The organism is Myroides sp. DF42-4-2, assembly GCF_030326445.1.
Taxonomy (GTDB): domain Bacteria; phylum Bacteroidota; class Bacteroidia; order Flavobacteriales; family Flavobacteriaceae; genus Flavobacterium.
In genome coordinates this window covers 78,348-98,101 of record NZ_JACAKI010000003.1, presented here as the reverse complement: position 1 = coordinate 98,101, position 19,754 = coordinate 78,348, and the positions used below count along the sequence as shown (strand labels likewise).

Annotated in this window: 19 protein-coding genes and 2 tRNA genes; 12 read left to right on the top strand and 9 right to left on the bottom strand. The window is 37.9% G+C overall.

The window, feature by feature from the left end; genetic code table 11:
- Position 1 precedes the first annotated feature (1 nt).
- From gltX to HX062_RS04375, 4 genes are all read left to right on the top strand, one after another.
- Positions 2-1,513 carry a glutamate--tRNA ligase gene (gltX, locus tag HX062_RS04390; RefSeq protein ID WP_286466543.1) on the top strand — a complete coding sequence of 504 codons (1,512 nt, stop codon included), beginning with the start codon at positions 2-4 and terminating at the stop codon, positions 1,511-1,513.
- 298 nt (positions 1,514-1,811) lie between these two features.
- Positions 1,812-2,114: a hypothetical protein gene (locus tag HX062_RS04385; protein WP_286466541.1), complete on the top strand. Its 303-nt coding sequence runs from the start codon at positions 1,812-1,814 to the stop codon at positions 2,112-2,114.
- A 78-nt stretch (positions 2,115-2,192) separates the two neighbouring features.
- The gene (locus tag HX062_RS04380; protein ID WP_286466540.1) at positions 2,193-2,927 is read left to right on the top strand and encodes a lipocalin family protein; all 735 of its coding nucleotides are present in this window, start codon (positions 2,193-2,195) and stop codon (positions 2,925-2,927) included.
- A 64-nt stretch (positions 2,928-2,991) separates the two neighbouring features.
- A complete protein-coding gene (locus HX062_RS04375) occupies positions 2,992-3,918 on the top strand; it encodes an SPFH domain-containing protein (RefSeq protein WP_182626064.1) in 927 nt (308 codons plus the stop codon).
- Positions 3,919-4,129: 211 nt separating this feature from the next.
- Here HX062_RS04375 and HX062_RS04370 read toward each other — a convergent pair whose 3' ends face one another.
- The 4 genes from HX062_RS04370 to HX062_RS04355 form a co-directional block, all read right to left on the bottom strand.
- Positions 4,130-4,378, bottom strand: a complete 249-nt coding sequence (locus tag HX062_RS04370) for a DUF6327 family protein (RefSeq protein WP_182626065.1) — start codon at positions 4,376-4,378, stop codon at positions 4,130-4,132.
- An 18-nt stretch (positions 4,379-4,396) separates the two neighbouring features.
- A complete protein-coding gene (locus tag HX062_RS04365; RefSeq protein WP_182626066.1) occupies positions 4,397-4,747 on the bottom strand; it encodes a hypothetical protein in 351 nt (116 codons plus the stop codon).
- A 21-nt stretch (positions 4,748-4,768) separates the two neighbouring features.
- A complete protein-coding gene (locus HX062_RS04360) occupies positions 4,769-5,110 on the bottom strand; it encodes a YtxH domain-containing protein (RefSeq protein WP_182626067.1) in 342 nt (113 codons plus the stop codon).
- A 104-nt stretch (positions 5,111-5,214) separates the two neighbouring features.
- Entirely contained in the window at positions 5,215-6,897 is a 1,683-nt protein-coding gene (locus HX062_RS04355) for a glutamine--tRNA ligase/YqeY domain fusion protein (RefSeq protein ID WP_286466539.1), read from the bottom strand.
- Between the two features lie 129 nt (positions 6,898-7,026).
- Between HX062_RS04355 and folB the strand changes: the two genes are divergently transcribed.
- The 3 genes from folB to HX062_RS04340 all read left to right on the top strand — a co-directional run bounded on the left by folB (position 7,027) and on the right by HX062_RS04340 (position 7,841).
- Positions 7,027-7,383, top strand: coding sequence for a dihydroneopterin aldolase (gene folB / locus HX062_RS04350; protein WP_182626069.1), 357 nt, complete (start codon positions 7,027-7,029; stop codon positions 7,381-7,383).
- An 87-nt stretch (positions 7,384-7,470) separates the two neighbouring features.
- Positions 7,471-7,541, top strand: a tRNA-Cys gene (locus HX062_RS04345).
- 225 nt (positions 7,542-7,766) lie between these two features.
- Positions 7,767-7,841 (top strand) — tRNA-Pro (locus HX062_RS04340).
- 86 nt (positions 7,842-7,927) lie between these two features.
- Here the strand turns inward: HX062_RS04340 and HX062_RS04335 are convergent.
- The 3 genes from HX062_RS04335 to rnr form a co-directional block, all read right to left on the bottom strand.
- Entirely contained in the window at positions 7,928-8,605 is a 678-nt protein-coding gene (locus HX062_RS04335) for a LysE family translocator (protein ID WP_182628387.1), read from the bottom strand.
- Positions 8,606-8,714: 109 nt separating this feature from the next.
- Complete coding sequence (locus HX062_RS04330; RefSeq protein ID WP_286466538.1) at positions 8,715-9,383, bottom strand: head GIN domain-containing protein; 669 nt, start codon at positions 9,381-9,383, stop codon at positions 8,715-8,717.
- A gap of 1 nt (position 9,384) precedes the next feature.
- Complete coding sequence (gene rnr, locus HX062_RS04325) at positions 9,385-11,562, bottom strand: ribonuclease R (RefSeq protein WP_286466537.1); 2,178 nt, start codon at positions 11,560-11,562, stop codon at positions 9,385-9,387.
- 668 nt (positions 11,563-12,230) lie between these two features.
- On the opposite strand from rnr, the gene HX062_RS04320 reads away from it, so the two are divergent.
- A complete protein-coding gene (locus HX062_RS04320; RefSeq protein ID WP_286466535.1) occupies positions 12,231-13,844 on the top strand; it encodes an AMP-binding protein in 1,614 nt (537 codons plus the stop codon).
- 48 nt (positions 13,845-13,892) lie between these two features.
- Entirely contained in the window at positions 13,893-14,324 is a 432-nt protein-coding gene (gene rpiB / locus HX062_RS04315; protein WP_182628383.1) for a ribose 5-phosphate isomerase B, read from the top strand.
- An 8-nt stretch (positions 14,325-14,332) separates the two neighbouring features.
- On the opposite strand, the gene HX062_RS04310 is transcribed toward rpiB, so the two are convergent.
- Complete coding sequence (locus HX062_RS04310) at positions 14,333-15,151, bottom strand: DUF4846 domain-containing protein (RefSeq protein ID WP_286466533.1); 819 nt, start codon at positions 15,149-15,151, stop codon at positions 14,333-14,335.
- A 220-nt stretch (positions 15,152-15,371) separates the two neighbouring features.
- Between HX062_RS04310 and HX062_RS04305 the strand changes: the two genes are divergently transcribed.
- Positions 15,372-16,673 carry an AAA family ATPase gene (locus HX062_RS04305; protein WP_286466532.1) on the top strand — a complete coding sequence of 434 codons (1,302 nt, stop codon included), beginning with the start codon at positions 15,372-15,374 and terminating at the stop codon, positions 16,671-16,673.
- Positions 16,657-17,070, top strand: coding sequence for a hypothetical protein (locus HX062_RS04300; RefSeq protein WP_182628380.1), 414 nt, complete (start codon positions 16,657-16,659; stop codon positions 17,068-17,070). The genes HX062_RS04305 and HX062_RS04300 overlap by 17 nt, the downstream gene beginning before the upstream one ends.
- 20 nt (positions 17,071-17,090) lie before the next feature.
- Here HX062_RS04300 and HX062_RS04295 read toward each other — a convergent pair whose 3' ends face one another.
- Positions 17,091-17,354, bottom strand: coding sequence for a DUF1294 domain-containing protein (locus tag HX062_RS04295; RefSeq protein ID WP_182628379.1), 264 nt, complete (start codon positions 17,352-17,354; stop codon positions 17,091-17,093).
- Positions 17,355-17,410: 56 nt separating this feature from the next.
- On the opposite strand from HX062_RS04295, the gene HX062_RS04290 reads away from it, so the two are divergent.
- Positions 17,411-19,534 carry a Tex family protein gene (locus HX062_RS04290; protein WP_286466531.1) on the top strand — a complete coding sequence of 708 codons (2,124 nt, stop codon included), beginning with the start codon at positions 17,411-17,413 and terminating at the stop codon, positions 19,532-19,534.
- Positions 19,535-19,754: the final 220 nt, after the last annotated feature.

The following is a 19,754-nucleotide window of genomic DNA, read 5'->3' as shown; positions in this document are numbered from 1 at the left end:
AATGGCTAATCAAGTTCGCGTGCGTTTTGCACCTAGTCCTACAGGACCTTTACACATTGGTGGTGTTAGAACTGCATTATTTAATTATTTATTTGCTAAACAAAATAAGGGTGTCTTTTATGTGAGAATTGAAGACACAGATCAAAATAGATTTGTTCCAGGAGCAGAAGCCTACATTCTTGAAGCATTGGAATGGTTGGGAATTGCTCCAGACGAAACCATTGGAAAAAACGAAAAGTTTGGACCTTATAGACAAAGTGAACGCAAAGCTTTATACAAACAATATGCCGATCAATTAATTGAAACAGGATGGGCCTATTATGCATTTGATACAGCAGAAGAATTAGATGAATTGCGCAAAAAAGCGGAAGAAGCGGGGCAAACATTTATTTATAATCACAGCAATAGAGAAGTTTTGAAAACCTCGCTAAAGTTGTCAAAAGAAGAAGTAGATCAGTTGATTGCTGATGATGTACCTTATGTTATTCGCTTCAAAACACCAGTTGGTGAAACCCTATTTTTGAATGATATTATTCGAGGTGATATTAAATTCGAAACGAATTTATTAGATGATAAAGTGTTGTTTAAAAGCGACGGAATGCCTACCTATCACCTAGCTAATATCGTAGATGATCATTTAATGGAAACATCTCACGTTATTCGAGGTGAAGAGTGGTTACCTTCTATGCCCTTACATGAATTGTTATATAAAGCATTTGGATGGGAAGCTCCTAAATTTGCACATTTACCGTTAATTTTAAAACCTGTGGGGAACGGAAAATTGTCTAAAAGAGATGGAGATAAATTGGGATTCCCTGTGTTTCCACTCGATTGGCAAGATCCTGTTTCAGGTGAAAAATCATCGGGTTATCGCGAAAAAGGATTCTATCCAGAAACGGTACTAAACTTTTTAGCCCTTTTGGGGTGGAATGACGGAACCGATCAAGAAATCTTTTCACTAGAAGAATTGGTGGCTAAATTCGACTTAAGTCGCGTGCACAAAGCAGGGGCTAAGTTTGATCCAGAAAAGAACAAATGGTTCAACCAGCACTATTTAAAATTGCAAAAAGACGCAGATTTAGCCCAAGCGTTTCAGGTGATTTTGAATGAAAAGGGAATTGATGCAACAGACGCTTATGTAGAACAAGTTGTTGGACTAATCAAAGAACGTGCAACTTTTGTTTCTGACTTTTTTGAATTGAGTGATTTCTTTTTCCAAGCACCAACGGCTTACGATCCAAAAGCACTGAAAAACTGGAAAGAGGATACGGCAACCATTATGCAACAAGTAGCTGATGTTATGCAGGGAATAGATACGTTTGATGCAACTACAATTGAAACGGTGGTAAAAGCGTGGATCAACGATCAAGGCATTGGAATGGGAAAAGTGATGCAACCGCTGCGCGTTTGTGTCGTAGGAGCTCTTAAAGGTCCAGACTTATTTCAAATCATCGAACTAATTGGCAAAGAAGAAACACGAAAGAGAATCAAGCAAGCAATTGCAACCATATAAGTATAAAAGAGAGCCCTAAAAGCTCTCTTTTATTTTGTTCCAACACTTTAGAATTTGTGAATAATAAGGCGTATTTTTACTTTTTAATTGAAGTTTAATGAGAAATTTATTGGCAAGCTTTACTATCTTGACCCTTTTATTTTCCTCTTGTGCTAATGATGAAGCCAATACCCAAGAACGAGCACAAAACTAGTGGACTAATTTTATTCAAAAGCACCTCCTAGGCGAATGGAAACCTCAATCCATCACTGTTAGACCACTTCTCGGTCAAGCTTTTGTTCTAAAAGAGTATTCCAGTTTGGGCAATGACGCCGATGTAGTGCGGTTGCACAAAGATTATACTGGGGTATTTCAATCGCATGACGCCTTAGGTCAAGTCAAAAATATCCCTTTTACCTGGTATCATAAATTAGATGAGCTTGACATTCAGTTGCAAGATGATCGAGTGCTTAAAACGATCCTTTTGAACAAATCTAGCACCGAATTAGAATTGTCAATTAATTTAGCCCATGTGGAAGCGGATTTAATCCCTCTTATTCCCGAATTAAAACAGATAAAAGACAAAGAACACTATGAGGTCTATTTTCATTTTGTTAAATAATTCGCATTCTAATGTTAAGAAAATTTAAATCGAGTAAGTAATAAGTTGTATATTTGAGAGTAATCAATAACTTATTTTATGAGAAAAATAGTCTTATCATTTTCACTATTAGCGCTAGTACTCACGGGAACAGTTTCTTGTAGTAGCGATGATAATAGCTCAGAGCAGCACAGAAAAAAAACGCTTGAACTAACCGTCTTAAAAGGAAATACAGTTGCTGTAAATGAAGAAGTTTCTTTTACAGTTGCAGTAGGAGGAACGACTGTTGAAGGAAGTCTTATCTATGTAGACGGAAAGCAAGTGGCTAATCCTTATATATTTACCACTGCTGGTACATATAAAGTCGTTGCCAAAAAAGAGGGCTATAACGACAGTAACGAAATCACCGTTCAAGTAAAACAAGCTGCTGCTTCTATTCGAAAAACTTGGATCCCTGTTCACGTAAATGTTGTTATGCCTGCGGGTGATCCCATCGCTATGGCTTATCCTAAAAATCCTGATTGCGATGATGATACCCTCGTCTTTAACGATGGAGAACAGGTGAGTTTTAATTTTCACGATGAAAGCTGTGCTGTATCAACTACAGGATCCCACTGGTCATTTAATGCGGCAACAAACCTGTTGACTTTTACACTTTTTGATCAAGAGATGAAAGTAAATGTAACCACTTTGACCGAAGACAAATTAGTAATTAAAGCAAAAGGCGACCAATTTGCAGCTTTAATTCCAATTTTAGTTCCTGACTTAGCTGCAGGTTTACCACCAGCCTTGCTTGCATTAATAGAAGTAGAATTAGAATTTAACGCCCAGTAATAAAAAAAATCTCTAGTACTAGAGATTTTTTTGTAATTTGATCTACGAATAAATAATAATTGTTATGTTTTTAATTTTTTTAGTTCCTGTATTAATTGTCTTGTTTTTAAGCTTTTTTACAGTCAAACAGCAATCTTCAGCAATTGTCGAACGCTTTGGTAAATTTAATAGTATTAGACACTCTGGATTGCAGTTAAAAATTCCAGTAGTTGATCGGATTTCTGGTGTTGTTAACTTGAGAATCCAGCAGTTAGACGTGATGATCGAAACCAAGACCAAAGACAACGTTTTCGTCAAGCTCAAAGTTTCTGTTCAGTTTAAAGTAATTGCGGATCGGGTTTACGATGCTTTTTACAAATTAGAGTATCCACACGATCAAATTACTTCTTATGTTTTTGACGTGGTGCGTGCCGAAGTACCCAAATTGATTTTAGATGACGTATTTGAGCGTAAAGACAATATAGCCGTGGCCGTTAAACGCGAATTAAACGAAGCGATGACGACCTATGGATATGATATTATCAATACTTTAATCACGGATATTGATCCAGATATTCAAGTAAAAAATGCGATGAATAGAATTAATGCTGCAGACCGTGAGAAAGTGGCAGCAGAATACGAAGCGGAAGCAAGTAGAATTAGAATTGTTGCCAAAGCCAAAGCAGAGGCAGAATCAAAACGTCTGCAAGGACAAGGTATTGCAGACCAACGTCGCGAGATCGCACAAGGTTTGGTGGAAAGTGTTGACGTTTTAAACAAAGTGGGTATTAACTCTCAAGAAGCGTCGGCTTTAATTGTTGTTACGCAACATTACGATACCCTTCAAGCGGTGGGTGCTGATTCCAAATCGAACCTGATCTTATTACCCAATTCTCCAACGGCAGCAAGTGATATGCTAACGAATATGGTTACTTCTTTTGCAGCAGGCGGTAAGATTTCAGAAATGTCAAATACAGGGCATTCTAAGCCTTCAAAAAAGCAGGAGGAGTAAAACCTCGTTATAGTGCATAAAATGCCTTAAAACACCTGATTTATGATAAGTTTGCCGGTATTACTATACAATAAAGCTATAAAACTTGAAGAACAATTTCTTCAAGTTTTTTTTTGCACCAAAAAATAAAAGCTAGCAGAAATACACAATTAATTGTTTTTCTACTAGCTTTTATATGCTAACTAAACGCCTTAGCGTTAACCTTCTTTATTTATTTCTTGAATTTTCTGCGCATAAAAAAGCGAAAGATAGACGTTGCGATTAACGTTTGTATGCTACCAGAGTTTTTCAAAAGTGAACCGGCAGTACCCAAGGTATTCTTGATTAATTTCTCAGGTGATGTTTCTTCTTTCAGCTGGTCCAAAGCAAGATTAATCTTTTGATAGTGGATTTCCCTTTCTATGCGTAAGATATGTAAATCGTGATTAATTTGCTCTAGAGATGAATAGCTCTTTTTCATAGTCATATAATTTTAAATCTAATCATTAAAAATAGCTTCTGAAAGCTTTTTAATAAGGGGTCTATCAACAAGCTGTTTTCGGCACGTAAAGACAAGAATGCTAATGAGTAAATAAAACAAGCCGACATATAAGAATCCAAGAGATGCACTTCCAACGCTCTCCCCTATGGCAAATGCGGCATAGAGAGATAAAAATAAAAGCGAGAGAAGAAGAAATACACCAACGACAAAAATTGTCATAAAAATAATGGCTGTTTTTGCCGTAATTTTAAACCCCCACAGCCGAACATAGTCAATACTCGTATTGAGGTATTGTTCTGAATGCTCTTTTATCTCGTTAAGGTTGTCTTTTATTTCTTGGAATGCCATGCTATATTTTATATAAACAGATTATTTTTTTGCGTTTTCAGCCAATTCTTTACCTTGCTTTTTCAGCTCGGCTAATTTGTGCTCTAATGCAGAAATCACTTCATCTCTTTTCTTTCCTGCAGCGTTGACAAATTCTTCAATGCCGTCCTCAAAGCTATCTGCCTTTCTGCTTACAACATTTCGCACTTGTTTTTTTAGATCATCAATTTTATCTGATAATTCATCTTTGGACTCGTCAAACGATCTTTTAATTTTTTTTCTCGTTTTCTTTCCTTCATCCGGAGCGAAAAGTATTCCAATCCCCACTCCTATTGCTGCTCCAGCCACTAATGCGGCTAATGTACTTCCTAAACGTTCTGACATACTTTTTAATTTTTATGGTTATCTCATAAAGTTAATAAAAAAAGGCGTTTTTGATCGTTAATATAACGTTAAAAACACCTTTTTTTACTGTATTACCAATAAAATTAATTTTGATCTAACTTCGCCCAAGTATCTCTAAGCCCTACGGTTTTGTTGAAAACCAAGTGATCTGCTCTACTTTCTTTGTCAACACAGAAGTAACCCATGCGTTGGAATTGGAATTTATCCCCTGCTTGTGCTTCTTGTAAGCTTGGCTCTAAATATCCCTTGACAATGCTTAGTGAATTCGGGTTAATAAATTCTAAAAAGTCAACTTCTTTATTTCCATCTGGATTTTCATTGATGAACAAGCGGTCGTACACGCGAATTTCTGCTTCTACTGCATGGGGGATGGAAACCCAGTGAATCGTTCCTTTTACTTTGCGTTTACTCGCTTCTGTTCCACTTCCACTGCGACTCTCTTCATCGTAGCTGACGTGAATTTCTGTGATATTGCCTTCGTCGTCTTTGATTACGCTTTCTCCTTTTATGATGTAGGCATTTTTAAGGCGTACTTCTTTGCCTAGTGTTAAACGGAAGAATTTACTGTTTGCTTCTTCTTTAAAGTCTTCTCTTTCAATGTATAATTCTCTTGAAAAAGGAACTTTTCTAAATGTCATTACCTCGTCCTCTGGGTTGTTTTCAGCCTCTAACCACTCTTCTTTTCCTTCTGGATAGTTGGTAATAACCAATTTTACAGGATCTAAAACAGCCATCACACGGGGTGCGATTTTATTCAAATCTTCGCGTACACAAAACTCCAATAGAGAAACGTCAATCAAGTTGTCTCTTTTGGCAATTCCAATGGTATCTGCATAATTTCGGATTGAAGCAGGCGTATATCCTCTTCTTCTCAATCCGGAAATCGTTGACATTCTCGGGTCATCCCATCCTGTTACGTGACCTTCCGCTACTAGTCTCGCTAGTTTTCGTTTGCTCACTACTGTATGTGATAAGTTTCTACGGGCGAATTCGCGCTGTTTAGGGCGAATTTTGCCTTCCTCTACCACTTGATCTAAAAACCAATCATAAAGCTCTCTATGCGGTAAAAATTCAAGGGTACAGAACGAATGTGAAATACTTTCTAAATAATCACTTTCTCCATGAGCCCAATCGTACATAGGGTAAATACACCAATCATTCTGTGTGCGGTGGTGTGCTTTGTTGATGATGCGGTACATGATTGGATCACGCATCAACATATTAGTATGAGCCATATCGATTTTGGCGCGTAAAATATGGGTGCCTTCTTCAAACTCCCCTTTCTTCATGCGTTCAAATAAATCGAGGTTCTCTGCTACACTTCTATCGCGAAATGGACTATTAACGCCTGGTATTGTTGGCGTTCCCTTTTGTTGAGCCATAACTTCTGAAGATTGACTGTCGACGTAGGCCTTTCCTTCTTTAATCAGCTGTACAGCCCAATCGTATAGTTGCTGGAAATAATCCGATGCATACACTTCATTTGCCCATTTATAACCTAGCCATTCTACATCGTATTTGATTGCGTCAACAAATTCCTGTTCTTCTTTTGAGGGATTCGTATCGTCAAAACGCAAGTTTACTGGCGCATTGTACTTCAATCCCAATCCAAAGTTTAAACAAATAGAACTCGCATGACCTACGTGTAAATAACCATTAGGCTCAGGCGGAAAACGGAAATGTAGTTTTTCTGTTGGCAAGCCATTTTTTAAATCTTCTTCAATGATTTGCTCAATAAAATTTAATGATTTCTCTTTTGTTGACATGGATATAAATATTATAACTACAAAGGTATCAAAAAACTAAACAATTTCGATGTACTTTACCTGGACAAAAGGCGATATCTAACTAAAAATAATCGTATTTTTATCTTTTAATCTAAAAGAAGGTTTTTTATGGGGATTATTAGACTCAATAATATTCGAACGTTTTCGTTTCACGGTTGCATGCCCGAAGAGGCAAAAATAGGATCCGAATACCGCGTTGATATTACGGCAGCAGGAAATTTTAGAGATGCTGCTGCAACAGATGAACTGGTAAATGCTATTGATTACGTGCAATTGAACCAAATTGTCAAAGAAGAAATGGATAAGCGTTCGAAATTATTAGAAACGGTTGTTCAGCGTATTATTGATCGAATTTTGTTGGAAATTAAGCTAGTGGAGAAAGTAACTGTCGCTGTTTCAAAAATTAATCCACCAATCGGCGGAGATGTAGAATACGTAACTGTTGAAATGCAAGGAGTTAGGTAGTTTTCTGATTGTTGGAGGTAAAAAACTATTTAAATTGGTTTTTAAATTTAAAAAATAGTAGTAAGTTTGCATCCAATTAAAGGATACGGCATCGTGTCCGAGTGGCTAGGAAGCGGTCTGCAAAACCGTCTACAGCGGTTCGAATCCGCTCGATGCCTCAGAAAAAAGGATAGCACATGCTATCCTTTTTTTGTTTACAGTTTACGGTGTGCGATGAATCTATGCTTCAAGGTACCACTCACCACACCACTCACCACACCACTCAGCATAACTATATAATTATCACCACTATACAAGTAAAATTCTTTTTTATGTAAAAAAAACAGTCAAAACTATTGACAAATTGAATTTTTGCCGTATATTTGCACTCACGATACCGAAAGCGGGGTGTAGCGTAGCCCGGTCATCGCGCCTGGTTTGGGACCAGGAGGTCGCAGGTTCGAATCCTGCCACCCCGACTTACTAAAAGCTCTAACGAAAGTTAGGGCTTTTTTTATTTAGTTAATCGCAAACTAAAAAAGGATAGCGTGAAGCTATCCTTTTTCTATTTTCGTTCCAATCGAGGGATTGGCAAGTTTAATTCTTTATCTGATGTGGGAATAAAGGCTTTAACCATAATGACTAGCCCAAAGATCATGAGTAGAACACTGCTGATTTTTTTTACCTTGAGAATATTTTCTGCTGTTAGCTTCTTGCGCAATTGCTTAGCTAAAAGAATTTTGAATACATCTGTTACAAAATAGGCAGCAATAGCGAAGGAGAAGAATAAAAACATGCGTTCAGTATCCATGTCCATCTTAGGGCCTAATGTGATGATAATTGCCAACCAAAAGCCCAAAACACCCACATTAATAAAGTTGAGTAGAAATCCTTTGACAAAGAGATTTAAGTACTCTCTTTTTAAGTTAGGAGGCGCAATTTGGATGGTGTGAACTTGTACTTTTTTGAGCTTGACAAAGGAAATAATTCCATAGGTCAACATCAATAACCCACCGAAAATAAATAGAGCTGGATCGTCTTTGATCGAATTTATCAAGCGAAAGCTACTAAAAAAGGCAATGGTGAAAAACAGGGCATCAGCGAGAATTACGCCCATATCAAACGCAAGAGCCGCTCGAATTCCCCTTGTAATACTCGTTTCAATAAGAATAAAAAATACAGGACCAATCATGAAACTTAGGAAAAACCCCAAGGTAACACCTGTAATTAAGTCATCGATCATTTACTACAATTAAAAATGCCAATATACTTGATATATTGGCACCTATGTTTATTACCTACGGCAAGGTACGGTTTTTTATGACAATAGAATAAGAAAAAAATAAATACTTTTAGTTCTCCTTTTTGATGCTTCCGCCCATTACCACTTTTTCATTGATTTGTTTTGGGTTTCCAAAGATGATAACCTCTCCTCCTGCTCTAGTTTTAGCATCCACCAGATCTGTGGCATTTACTTTGGCTGTACCACCAGCATTTACCGTTACTTCAGTCTGTTTACTCACTAGTTTTTCATTGTAAACACTTGCTCCAGCATTGGCTAATATATCTTGTGTATTGGTTTTTCCTGTTAAGGCAATCGTTCCTCCAGTATAGCTTCGCACAGTTAATTTTTCTGTCTCTACTTTTAATGCCACCGAAGCTCCTGTTTTGCTGTGAATTCTCAAGTTTGTAGCCTTAACAACCTCCTTGCTGTCAACACTAGCTCCTTCTTCAGCGACGATCTCCTCAAGCGCCTTGTAGTATAGTTTTACCTGCGTATTTCCTCCTTGAAAACTACTGCTGAAATTCATTTTGATTTTCAAGTTTCCATTTTTGTTTACAAAGGTTACTTCTTTTGTATTGCTCCCTGAAACCTCCATCTTAGTTTCTGTTGATGGAACTAAGGTCAGTTCGATTTTGTCAAAAACATTGACATTGGTAAACTCTCCTACTTCTTTAACCTCTTGAGCAAAGCCAATTGTTCCACATAACGCAATAAATAGAACTACTATTTTTTTCATGTTAGTTTAATTTTTGAATATAATTAAAGTCCAATTGTTTTTTAACTAAATCTGCATTCTTAACCGATACCACAACAGTATCTCCTAATTGAAGCGTGTTGTTGGTTGCTTGTCCAAGTAATGCATATTGTTTTTCATCGTATACGTAATAGTCTTCCTTAATCTCGCGTATACGCACCATACCTTCACATTTGTTTTCGATGATTTCTACATAAATCCCCCATTCTGTGACACCTGAAATAACCCCTACAAAAGCTTTGTCTTTTTGGTCCTGCATATACTTCACTTGCATGTATTTGATGCTGTCTCGTTCTGCATTTGCTGCCAAACTCTCCATAGCGGAACAGTGTTTACATTTGGTTTCGTATTCTTCTACATTGGCTGAATTTCCACCGTGTAAATAGAATTCTAACAAACGGTGTGCCATTACGTCTGGATAACGTCGAATCGGAGATGTAAAGTGTGAATAGTAATCAAAAGCCAAACCGTAGTGTCCGATATTCTGTGTTGAATAGCTAGCTTTGCTCATACTTCTAATTGCCAAAGTATCGACTAAGTTTTGTTCCTTTTTACCTTGTACATTTTTCAATAATTCATTTAAGGATTTGGAAATCGTATCTCTCGATTTGAAATTTAGCGAATGACCAAACCTTGATATAACGGATTGTAAACCAAACAATTTATCTTGATCTGGCTCGTCGTGAATACGGTATACAAAGGTTTTTTTCTGTTTGCCGATAAATTCAGAAACTTTTCTATTCGCCAATAGCATGAATTCTTCGATCAAGTGGTTGGCTTCTTTGGCTTCTTTAAAGAACACGCCTACAGGCTCACTTTCGCTGTTTAAGTTGAATTTTACTTCTACTTTATCAAAGGAAATTGCACCAGCTTTCATGCGCTTTTGACGTAAGATAATAGCCAATCGATTCAACGTTAGCACGGCTTGGGCTACTTCTTCGCTAATTTCTTGCGCTTCTCCCGTAATGGAAATGGCTTCAGGAACCGTTCGATCTTGTGTTTCAATGATGTATTGGGCTTCTTCATAAGCCATGCGTTGATCGGAATGCGTTACTGTACGGCCAAACCAAGCATTCACTATCTCGCCTTTAGCATTGAGTTCAAACACTGCAGAGAATGTATATTTATCCTCATGAGGACGAAGTGAACAAGCAAAATTGGACAGCACTTCGGGAAGCATAGGAACCGTTCGGTCGACTAAATACACCGAGGTCGCACGGTGAAAGGCTTCATCATCTAAAATAGTCCCCGGTTGTACATAGTGAGAAACATCGGCAATATGTACCCCGATCTCGTAATTTCCATTTTCTAAGATTTGGAAAGACAGGGCATCATCAAAGTCTTTAGCGTCTTTTGGATCAATGGTGAATGTTAGAACATCGCGCATATCGCGGCGTTTTGCCACTTCTTCTTCCTGAATCGACGTATCGAGTTTGTTGGCAAATTCTTCTACCTCTTTTGGAAATTCACTTGGAAGACCATATTCTGCCAAAATAGCGTGGATTTCCGTATTGTGCTCCCCTTGTTTACCCAGTACTTTGACTACTCTACCAAATGGACTATCTGCTTTTTCTGGCCAATCTTCTAAATCAACCAATACCACGTCTCCAGGTTGAGCATCCAAAAATTTGTCTTTAGGAATAAAAATATCCGTGTACATTTTTGCATCGGCTGTCGTAACAAAAGCAAAGTTTTTCTGAATCTCGATAACCCCAACAAATTGCGTACGATGACGTTCTAATACCTCAACAACTTCGGCTTCTGGCTTTCGGCCTTTTCGCTTGTTGTAAATGTAGGCTTTTACCAAATCCCCATCTAGGGCTTTGTTTAAATTGTTGGTCGGAATGAAAACATCCTCTTCAAGTTCTTCACTCACCAAATATGCCGTTTTTCGACTCGTCATATCTATGTGTCCCTCTACGTAATTCGCTTTGGGAACAAAGCGGTACTTCCCTACTTCAACTTCTTCGATAAGCGTTTTGGAAAGCAAGAATTTTAGTTCTTTAATAATCTCATTTCTGCCTTGGGTATCCACTACTTCGAGTTGGGCAGCTACTTGTTTATAGTTAAAAGATTTGGAAGGATTTTTTCCTAAAAATTTTAAAATCTTGTTCGAAAAATCAAATTGTTTTTTCTTTTTATGTCTAATTTTTTTTGCCATTTTCTTGATTTTTTTCCCAGCCTTTTGGCCATGGAAAGTTGTTTAAATGTACGAAATACTCTTTATTCTGAGGAATAAAAGGTCGTTTTTTGTGTTATTATTGTGAATTACGGGGGATAAAAAGTGTGCTAATCTCAACTATATCAATCGATAGTTTTTCATTTTTTCGGTAAAGAACACAAGAAGAATCAGTTGAGGTCTAAGTCTTTTCACTTGATTTCTACTTGTTTTTAGTCCTTAAAAAAGTGTAATTCATTCAGAAAACTGGATCAAAAGTATTTCTTTTTTCTCATTTATACAGCATTTATTTCTTTTTTTCTAGGTTTAAGAACTGAAGCAAGCACTTAAAGCACGGCACTTTTTCTGTCCTTTTGGTTTTGTTTTTGTCTTGTTTGCCTTGTTTGTTCTCCAACTGTTCTTCGACTCTTCTTAGAGTTTACTTCGATAAAATAGGAATTTGTCGAAGCACACTCGAAGCACACTCGAAGTTGATCCAAAGTAGCTAAAAGGAAATGTCGGGGGATGTTGTTTGTTCCTGATAGGAAGCAGTAGGAAAATCTACTGTACAAAGAAAGCGTTGTCGAGTTTGATAAGATATTGCAAAAGGAGGGAGACCTTTCCTTTTTTTTTGTATTTTAGGAAAACCAATAAAAAAACGAAAGTGAAAAATGAAAGCAATATCTTATGTGCATGGAGCATCTAATATTCCATTGTTAGGAGAGACAATAGGAGAAAATTTAAGAAAAATAACGGCCTTATATCCAGATAATGAAGCGTTAATTAGTGCGCATCAGAACTATCGTGCGACGTATAGCGAATTTTTTGAACAAACGGGGCAAGTAGCGCAAGCGCTTTTGGCTTTAAATATTGAAAAAGGAGATCGCGTGGGGATTTGGGCGCCTAATTGTTATGAGTGGGTACTCTTGCAATATGCTACGGCTCGAATTGGCGTTATATTAGTCAATTTGAATCCCGCTTATCGCGCACATGAATTAGAATTTGCGGTCAATCAATCGGAGATAAAGGCCATCATATCGGCAGAATCCTACCGAACAAGCGATTATCGAAAAATGATTTCCTTGGTACGCGAAGATTGCCCATCCCTACAGGAAGTGGTTTTCCTTGGTGAAGAATGGGATCGTTTTGTGGCTGAAGGCCAGAAAATAAATACAGCAGTATTAGCAGAAATAGAAGCATCCGTCCAGTTTGGAGAAGCAGTTAACATCCAATATACCTCAGGAACTACGGGTTTTCCCAAAGGGGTAACACTGACCCATCACAATATCTTAAACAACGGTTATTTTATTGGCATTCGCTTGAACTATAGTGCCCAAGATCGCGTGTGTATTCCTGTTCCTTTTTACCACTGTTTTGGTATGGTTATCGGCAATTTGTGTTGCACCTCTCATGGAGCTACCATCGTTATTCCCAATGATAGTTTCGATCCCGCCAAAACACTAGCCGTCGTCGAACAAGAAAAGTGTACCTCGCTCTATGGTGTGCCGACTATGTTTATTGCTGAATTGCAACTAGCTGATTTCAAGAAATACGATTTGTCGTCTTTGCGCACTGGTGTGATGGCTGGTTCGCTCTGTCCTGAACACGTGATGAAACGCGTGAAAACCGAAATGAATATGGACGAGATCAGTATTTGTTACGGGATGACAGAAACATCCCCTGTGTCCACACAAACCCATATTGGCATTGATATAAAGAAACAAGTCAGCACAGTAGGAACAGTACAAGATCACTTGGAGATCAAAATTATCGATCCTGAAACTGGGGGAATCGTACCTCGAGGAGAGGCAGGTGAACTGTGTACACGCGGGTATTCCGTCATGTTGAAATATTGGAATAATCGCACCTTAACAGCTGAAGTACTCGATGAAAATCGATGGATGCATACAGGAGATTTGGCGACGATGGATGAGGAAGGATTTATAGCCATCACCGGACGAATAAAAGATTTGATTATTCGCGGTGGAGAGAATATCTCACCAAAGTGGATAGAGGATTTCTTGTACACCCATCCCGATGTAGCCGATGTGCAAGTCATTGGGGTACCAAGTGAAAAATACGGGGAAGAAGTTATGGCGTGGATTATCCTCAAAGAAGGAAAAACCGCAACAGCGGAAAGCATGCGTGAGTTTTGTGATCAGAAGATTGCCCATTATCGCATCCCTAAGTATTGGAAGTTCGTTTCTTCTTTTCCAATGACCATCTCAGGGAAAGTTAGAAAGGTGGAAATGCGTCAAATAGCTGTAGAAGAATTAGGATTATAAAAGGCAAAAGTTTTACCTTTGTCAGTGAATAATAACACAACAACACAGATGAAAATAGCAATAGGAAATGATCATGCCGGGCCAGCGTATAAAAAGGCCATTGTCGATTTTTTACAAGCCAAAGGATATGAAGTAACAAACTATGGAACAGATAGTTTTGATTCCGTGGACTATCCGGATTTTGGACACCAAGTCGCTACAGCAGTAGAAAAGGGTACTGTGGATTTTGGAATTGTTATTTGCGGTAGTGGTAATGGAATTGCCATGTCGGCGAACAAACACCAAGGGGTGCGTTGTGCGTTGTGTTGGACAAAAGAAATCGCTGAATTGGCGCGTTTGCACAACGATGCAAACGTTATCAGTATTCCTGCGCGTTTTACTTCTATTGAACAGGCTATTGCTATGGTTGAAACGTTTTTGAATACCGCATTTGAAGGCGGTCGTCACGCTAATCGCGTGAATAAAATTGCTTGTTCTTAACTTGCCTTTCACCAGGTTTTCCAATCGGCTGAAGTAAACTCCCATTCGGGAGTGATGATGCGATCATGGTCTATTCGATACCACGGATTGCCATCAGAGGAAGAGGGATTCTCTAGTACTTGGAGTTCTTGTGCAGGCATATAGCTTTGAGCAAGCAATACAAGGCGATCTCCTGCTTGATTTTCAGCCATATCAATGACGATTACGGCATGGCCATAAGGCGTGCCAGATTGCAATAAAATATCTCCAATTTGTACTTCGTTTTTTGGTACAGATTGGAGTTGTTGTTTTAGGGAACTCGTATTGGCGTACATGAAGATGTGTTCCAGATAGTTCCAATACGTTTGAGTGGAATAATCCCCCTTGACATAGTCGGTATACGCACGCGGTTGACCATCGTTAAAGTGGAAGGAAATTTCGCTGTATCGCTTTTGTTGGTATAAAAAATCGGCTCGTAAACGCATGGCGGCATCCGCACATTGATGTAAATCTTTTGCGCCAATAGGCAAATCTACTACAGAAGAATACACCTGAGGGGTGTTTTTGTCTTTTCCATTGTAGTACTTCACCTTTTTACCGTAGTCTTTTAGCGGTAACTGCTGTAAATGATAGCCAAAATCTTGGTGCCTATAGGTCTTTCGAGTGTAATTTTCAGGAACATTATACCGTGTTTGCACCGTCATCCCACTAGGGTTGATGTAGGTTATTTGAGGAGTAACTTCTGCCGTAACTTTGTCCTTAGAAAAGACTAGAAAAGTGGAGTTATTTGTATTTTCTCCACAAGAAACCAAAAGACTGGTAAGCAATAAATAGAGAGTGGATTTCATACTAAGCAATTGAGTTGAAAACTAAAGATATTGAAAAACAACGAATTATGAAAGAAGAGTTTTCAGTTTGATTGTGGTTGCGCAAATAGATAAAGTGTAACTATTGTTTTATATGTAAAAAGCTTCCAGCTAAAATATTCCATAAAATAGATAAGAATGATTGTGTAGTAGGTATAAAATAAATCGTATTTTTAATACGACTTTTAAAAATGATAGGGGAATGGAACCGATAGAAAAAATATCAATACAAAATTTTGCGGGAATAGAGAAGCTAGACTTAGATATTAAGCCGATTAATATTTTGATTGGTCCTCAGGGGGTTGGGAAAAGTGTGGTGGTAAAGTTGATTTACTTTTTTAAAGAAACCTTGTATGATCTAGGGAGTAGAACAGGGATTTCATTTTTGGAAACAGTAGAAAATCACGAAAGAAATATGATTAGTGTTTTTCGTAAAATGTTTGACAAAAGTGCTTGGAAGTCCGAAGGTTCTTTTGAAGTGGTATATCAAAGTACCAATGGATTGCTCTATGTTGTTAGAGGAAAGGGCAGTGGAGAAATAAAAATAGAATTACCAAGAGAATATACGGCTATATTGGAGGAAATAATTCAATTAAATCAACAGTATTCTACTTTAAAAGTTGGCGATTTAGGGATTAGTCAATATTTAAAACACAGAAAAGAGATTGAACGTTTTTTCAGAGTAAAATTAGGAGAAAAGTTTAATGAAAATTTAGCAGAGCAAGTTTTCGTTCCTGCAGGGCGTAGTTTTTTTTCAACTATTAATAGGAATATATTTTCTATTGTGGAAGGAGAAGGAGAGATGAGTTCTTCTCTAGATTCTTTTATGTTGAGATTTGGAGCAATTTACCAGCTTTTAGAAGACTTAGAAATGAGAAGTGCAGGGGAAGAACTACAGGAAAAACCTAGTCAATTTACTGCTTTGGTCAATCAGATCATTGGAGGACGATATATCAAGGAAGAAGAAGGGCAAGTATACATCCTTCATGAGGATCAAAGAAAAGTGGAGTTGAAAAATGTGTCCTCAGGGCAACAAGAGTCATTGCCAATGTTGTTGATTTTGAAGGCTATTTATGAAAGAAAATGGTCGTCTGATGGGTGCATATTATATATAGAGGAACCAGAAGCTCATCTGTTTCCTACGGCTCAAAAACAGATTGTAGACTTATTAGCCCAAGTTTATACGAGTAATGCTTCTAATTTTCAGCTGTTTATTACAACACATAGCCCTTATATTCTTACTTCTTTTAATAATTTAATTTATGCTGGAAATCTCGTCAAGGAAGATGAAACAAAAAGGGAAGCTGTCGAAAAAATTATAGGAGGAGAGGCTCTTCTCGACTCTAGTCTTTTTGGGGTCTACGCAATAGACCAGGGTGGAGCTACTGATTTAATGGATCAAGAAAATGGCATTATTGATGCAGCATTATTGGATGAGGTGTCCAATACGATAGGAAGAGCGTTTGATCAATTATTAGACATTGAGTATGCTGGACAAGATTGATCCTACATGTAAAGAAACAGACTCGCGTAGCAAATTCGTTTTTCAAGAGAAAGGAAGAAAGCTAACGTTAGTAAATACCCAACAGATTAAATCTACGAAAATCAAAGTAGATGGCTGTCATATTCAAAACAGTAGGGCTTGCGATTTTATGCTAGTAACTGCCTATGATGATTTTTATATCGAATTAAAAGGACAAGATGTAAGTAAAGCACTAGAGCAAATTATAGAAACGATCGAAGTTGTGGGTAAATCTTCTAAAAGAAGGAGAACAGCCTATGTTATTTGTTCTAAATCACCTAGAGTGGATACTTCTATCCAGAAGAAAAAGAAATACTTAAAAGAGAAATATACTTGTGCGTTAGAAATTGCGGTGAATCAACGTGAATACAGCTATTAAAAAATAAAGGTTAGTTTTAACTATCTTCGAAACAACGCAAAAAACAAAACCACCTGAATAATAAATACGGCGTAAAACTTTAGCTTAAAACTCTGCTTAGCGGTTTTGTGGCGCAATTGTTTCATGGCTAACCATCCGCCAAGGCTGCCTCCTAAGAAGCAAAGCGTTAACAGATTTTTTTCTGAAATTCGATTCTTGTTTTTTTGCGCCCGCTCTTTGTCAATTTTGAACATAGAGTAGGTAATGTAGTTTATGGCAAAAATGTAAAAGAATAAAAACTTCATCTCATTTATTTATTGGCGCAAAGGTAGTATTTTAGCTATTCTTAAAATAATATATTATGACCTTGATTCATTTTATTCAACAAGCTGTAGATGCTTCCATAAAAAGTATTGAGAACACTTTAGCCTTGTTAGATGAAGCATGTACCATCCCCTTTATTGCGCGCTATAGAAAAGATAGAACTGGAAATTTAGACGAAGTGGCCATTGAAAAGATTGCCAAGTACCGCGATCTCTATGTGGGAATTGTCAAGCGAAAGGAGTCTGTTTTGGCGTCGATTGAAGAGCAAGGGAAGTTGACAGACGAATTGCGTGCAAAGATCGAGCAGAGCTTTGATTTAATAGAAATAGAGGATTTGTATTTGCCGTATAAGAAAACGCGTAAAACAAAGGCTGATACTGCCAGAGCCTTAGGTTTAGAACCTTTGGCTAAAATTATTATGGCGCAAAATGCTACGAACATCCAAACCATGGCGAGCAAGTATATTACAAATGAGGTCGAAGATGAGGAGAAAGCCATTCAAGGGGCCTGTGATATTATTGCTGAATGGATCAATGAACATTTGTATATCCGCAAGGCATTGAGACGAAAATTTCAACGAGAGGCCATTGTGGCGACCAAAGTGGTCAAAGCAAAAATAGAAGAAGAAGGGGCGCAGAAATTCGAACAGTATTTCGATTGGTCAGAACCACTATATAAGATTCCTGCTCACCGATTACTCGCTATTTTACGCGCGGAAAAAGAAGGCTATATTCGCATGAATATTGCAGTAGACAAAGAAGAGGCGCTTCAATTTGTGGAGCAGACAATTATAAAAAGCAAAGGCGAAGCAGCGGGTTATCTGCAAAAAGCGGTAGCGGACAGCTACAAACGCTTGTTGGAACCTGCCTTGTCTAATGAAGTGTTGGGCGAAGCCAAAGCCAAAGCAGATGCTAATTCTATTGCCGTTTTTGCCGATAACTTAGCCCAATTATTATTAGCTTCTCCTTTGGGGGAAAAACGCATTTTAGCTATTGATCCAGGCTATAAAACAGGATGTAAAATTGTGTGTTTGGACGAAAATGGAAATCTGTTGTACAACGAAACAATTTATCCGCATCCACCGCAAAAAGACAGTGCAATTGCCATGAAAAAAGTGCGGTCGATGGTCAATTCCTATCGCATAGAGGCCATTGCAATCGGAAATGGAACTGCATCGAGGGAAACCGAGTTTTTTATCAAGAAAATAGCCTTCGATAAGCCTGTACAGGTCTTTGTGGTTAACGAAGCAGGAGCCTCGGTTTATTCAGCTTCAAAGATCGCTCGAGAAGAATTTCCCAATTACGATGTAACAGTGCGTGGAGCCGTGTCTATTGGAAGACGCTTAGCAGATCCTTTAGCAGAATTGGTAAAGATTGACCCTAAGTCGATTGGAGTAGGACAATATCAACACGATGTTGATCAAACCCTGCTGAAAAGCGAGTTGGATACTGTTGTGATGAAGTGCGTAAACAAAGTAGGCATTAACATCAATACCGCAAGCAAGTCTTTGTTGAGCTATGTATCGGGAATAGGGGAGAAGATGGCGGAGAATATTGTACAATATCGCGCAGAGCACGGGGCATTTACCTCTAGAGCAACGTTGAAAAAGGTACCGCGATTAGGGGAAAAAGCCTTTCAGCAAGCGGCAGCTTTTATTCGAATTAAAAATGCAGCCCATCCCTTGGATGATTCAGCTGTGCATCCAGAGGCCTATCCTGTGGTGGAAAAAATGGCAAAAGATCTAAACGTAACCGTAGATACCTTAATCTCTAATAAAGAAGCCATTGGGAAGATTGATGTAAAAAAATATGAAACGGCAGATATTGGGATTTTAACTTTAACGGATATTTTAAAAGAATTGGAAAAACCAGGATTGGACCCGCGTAAGGCAGCCAAAGTCTTCGAATTTGACCCTACTGTAAAGCAAATTACGGATCTAAAAATTGGACAAGTATTGCCGGGTATTGTCAATAATATTACCAACTTTGGGTGTTTTGTTGATGTGGGAATTAAAGAAAGTGGCTTGGTTCACATCTCCCAGCTAAAAGCGGGATTTGTTTCCGACGTGAATGAAGTAGTGAAGTTACACCAACACGTACAAGTGAAAGTAGTGGATGTTGATTTTTCAAAAAAACGCATTCAACTTTCTATGATTCTGTAATTTTTAAATTAAAAACATACTTTGGCATAGTCTTTGTTTTTATATTTAAAGAAAATGTAAATACATTTTTTTGAAAATGCAATAAGGTTAAGTTAAGTAGTGTTTTTATTATGTTTTATAAGTGAGGTGCCTGTTAGACGATGTTTAACGGGCACTTTTTTTGGTGACAATGGACCATAAAAAATGCGTTATACCCCAAGGTATAACGCATGTAAATATC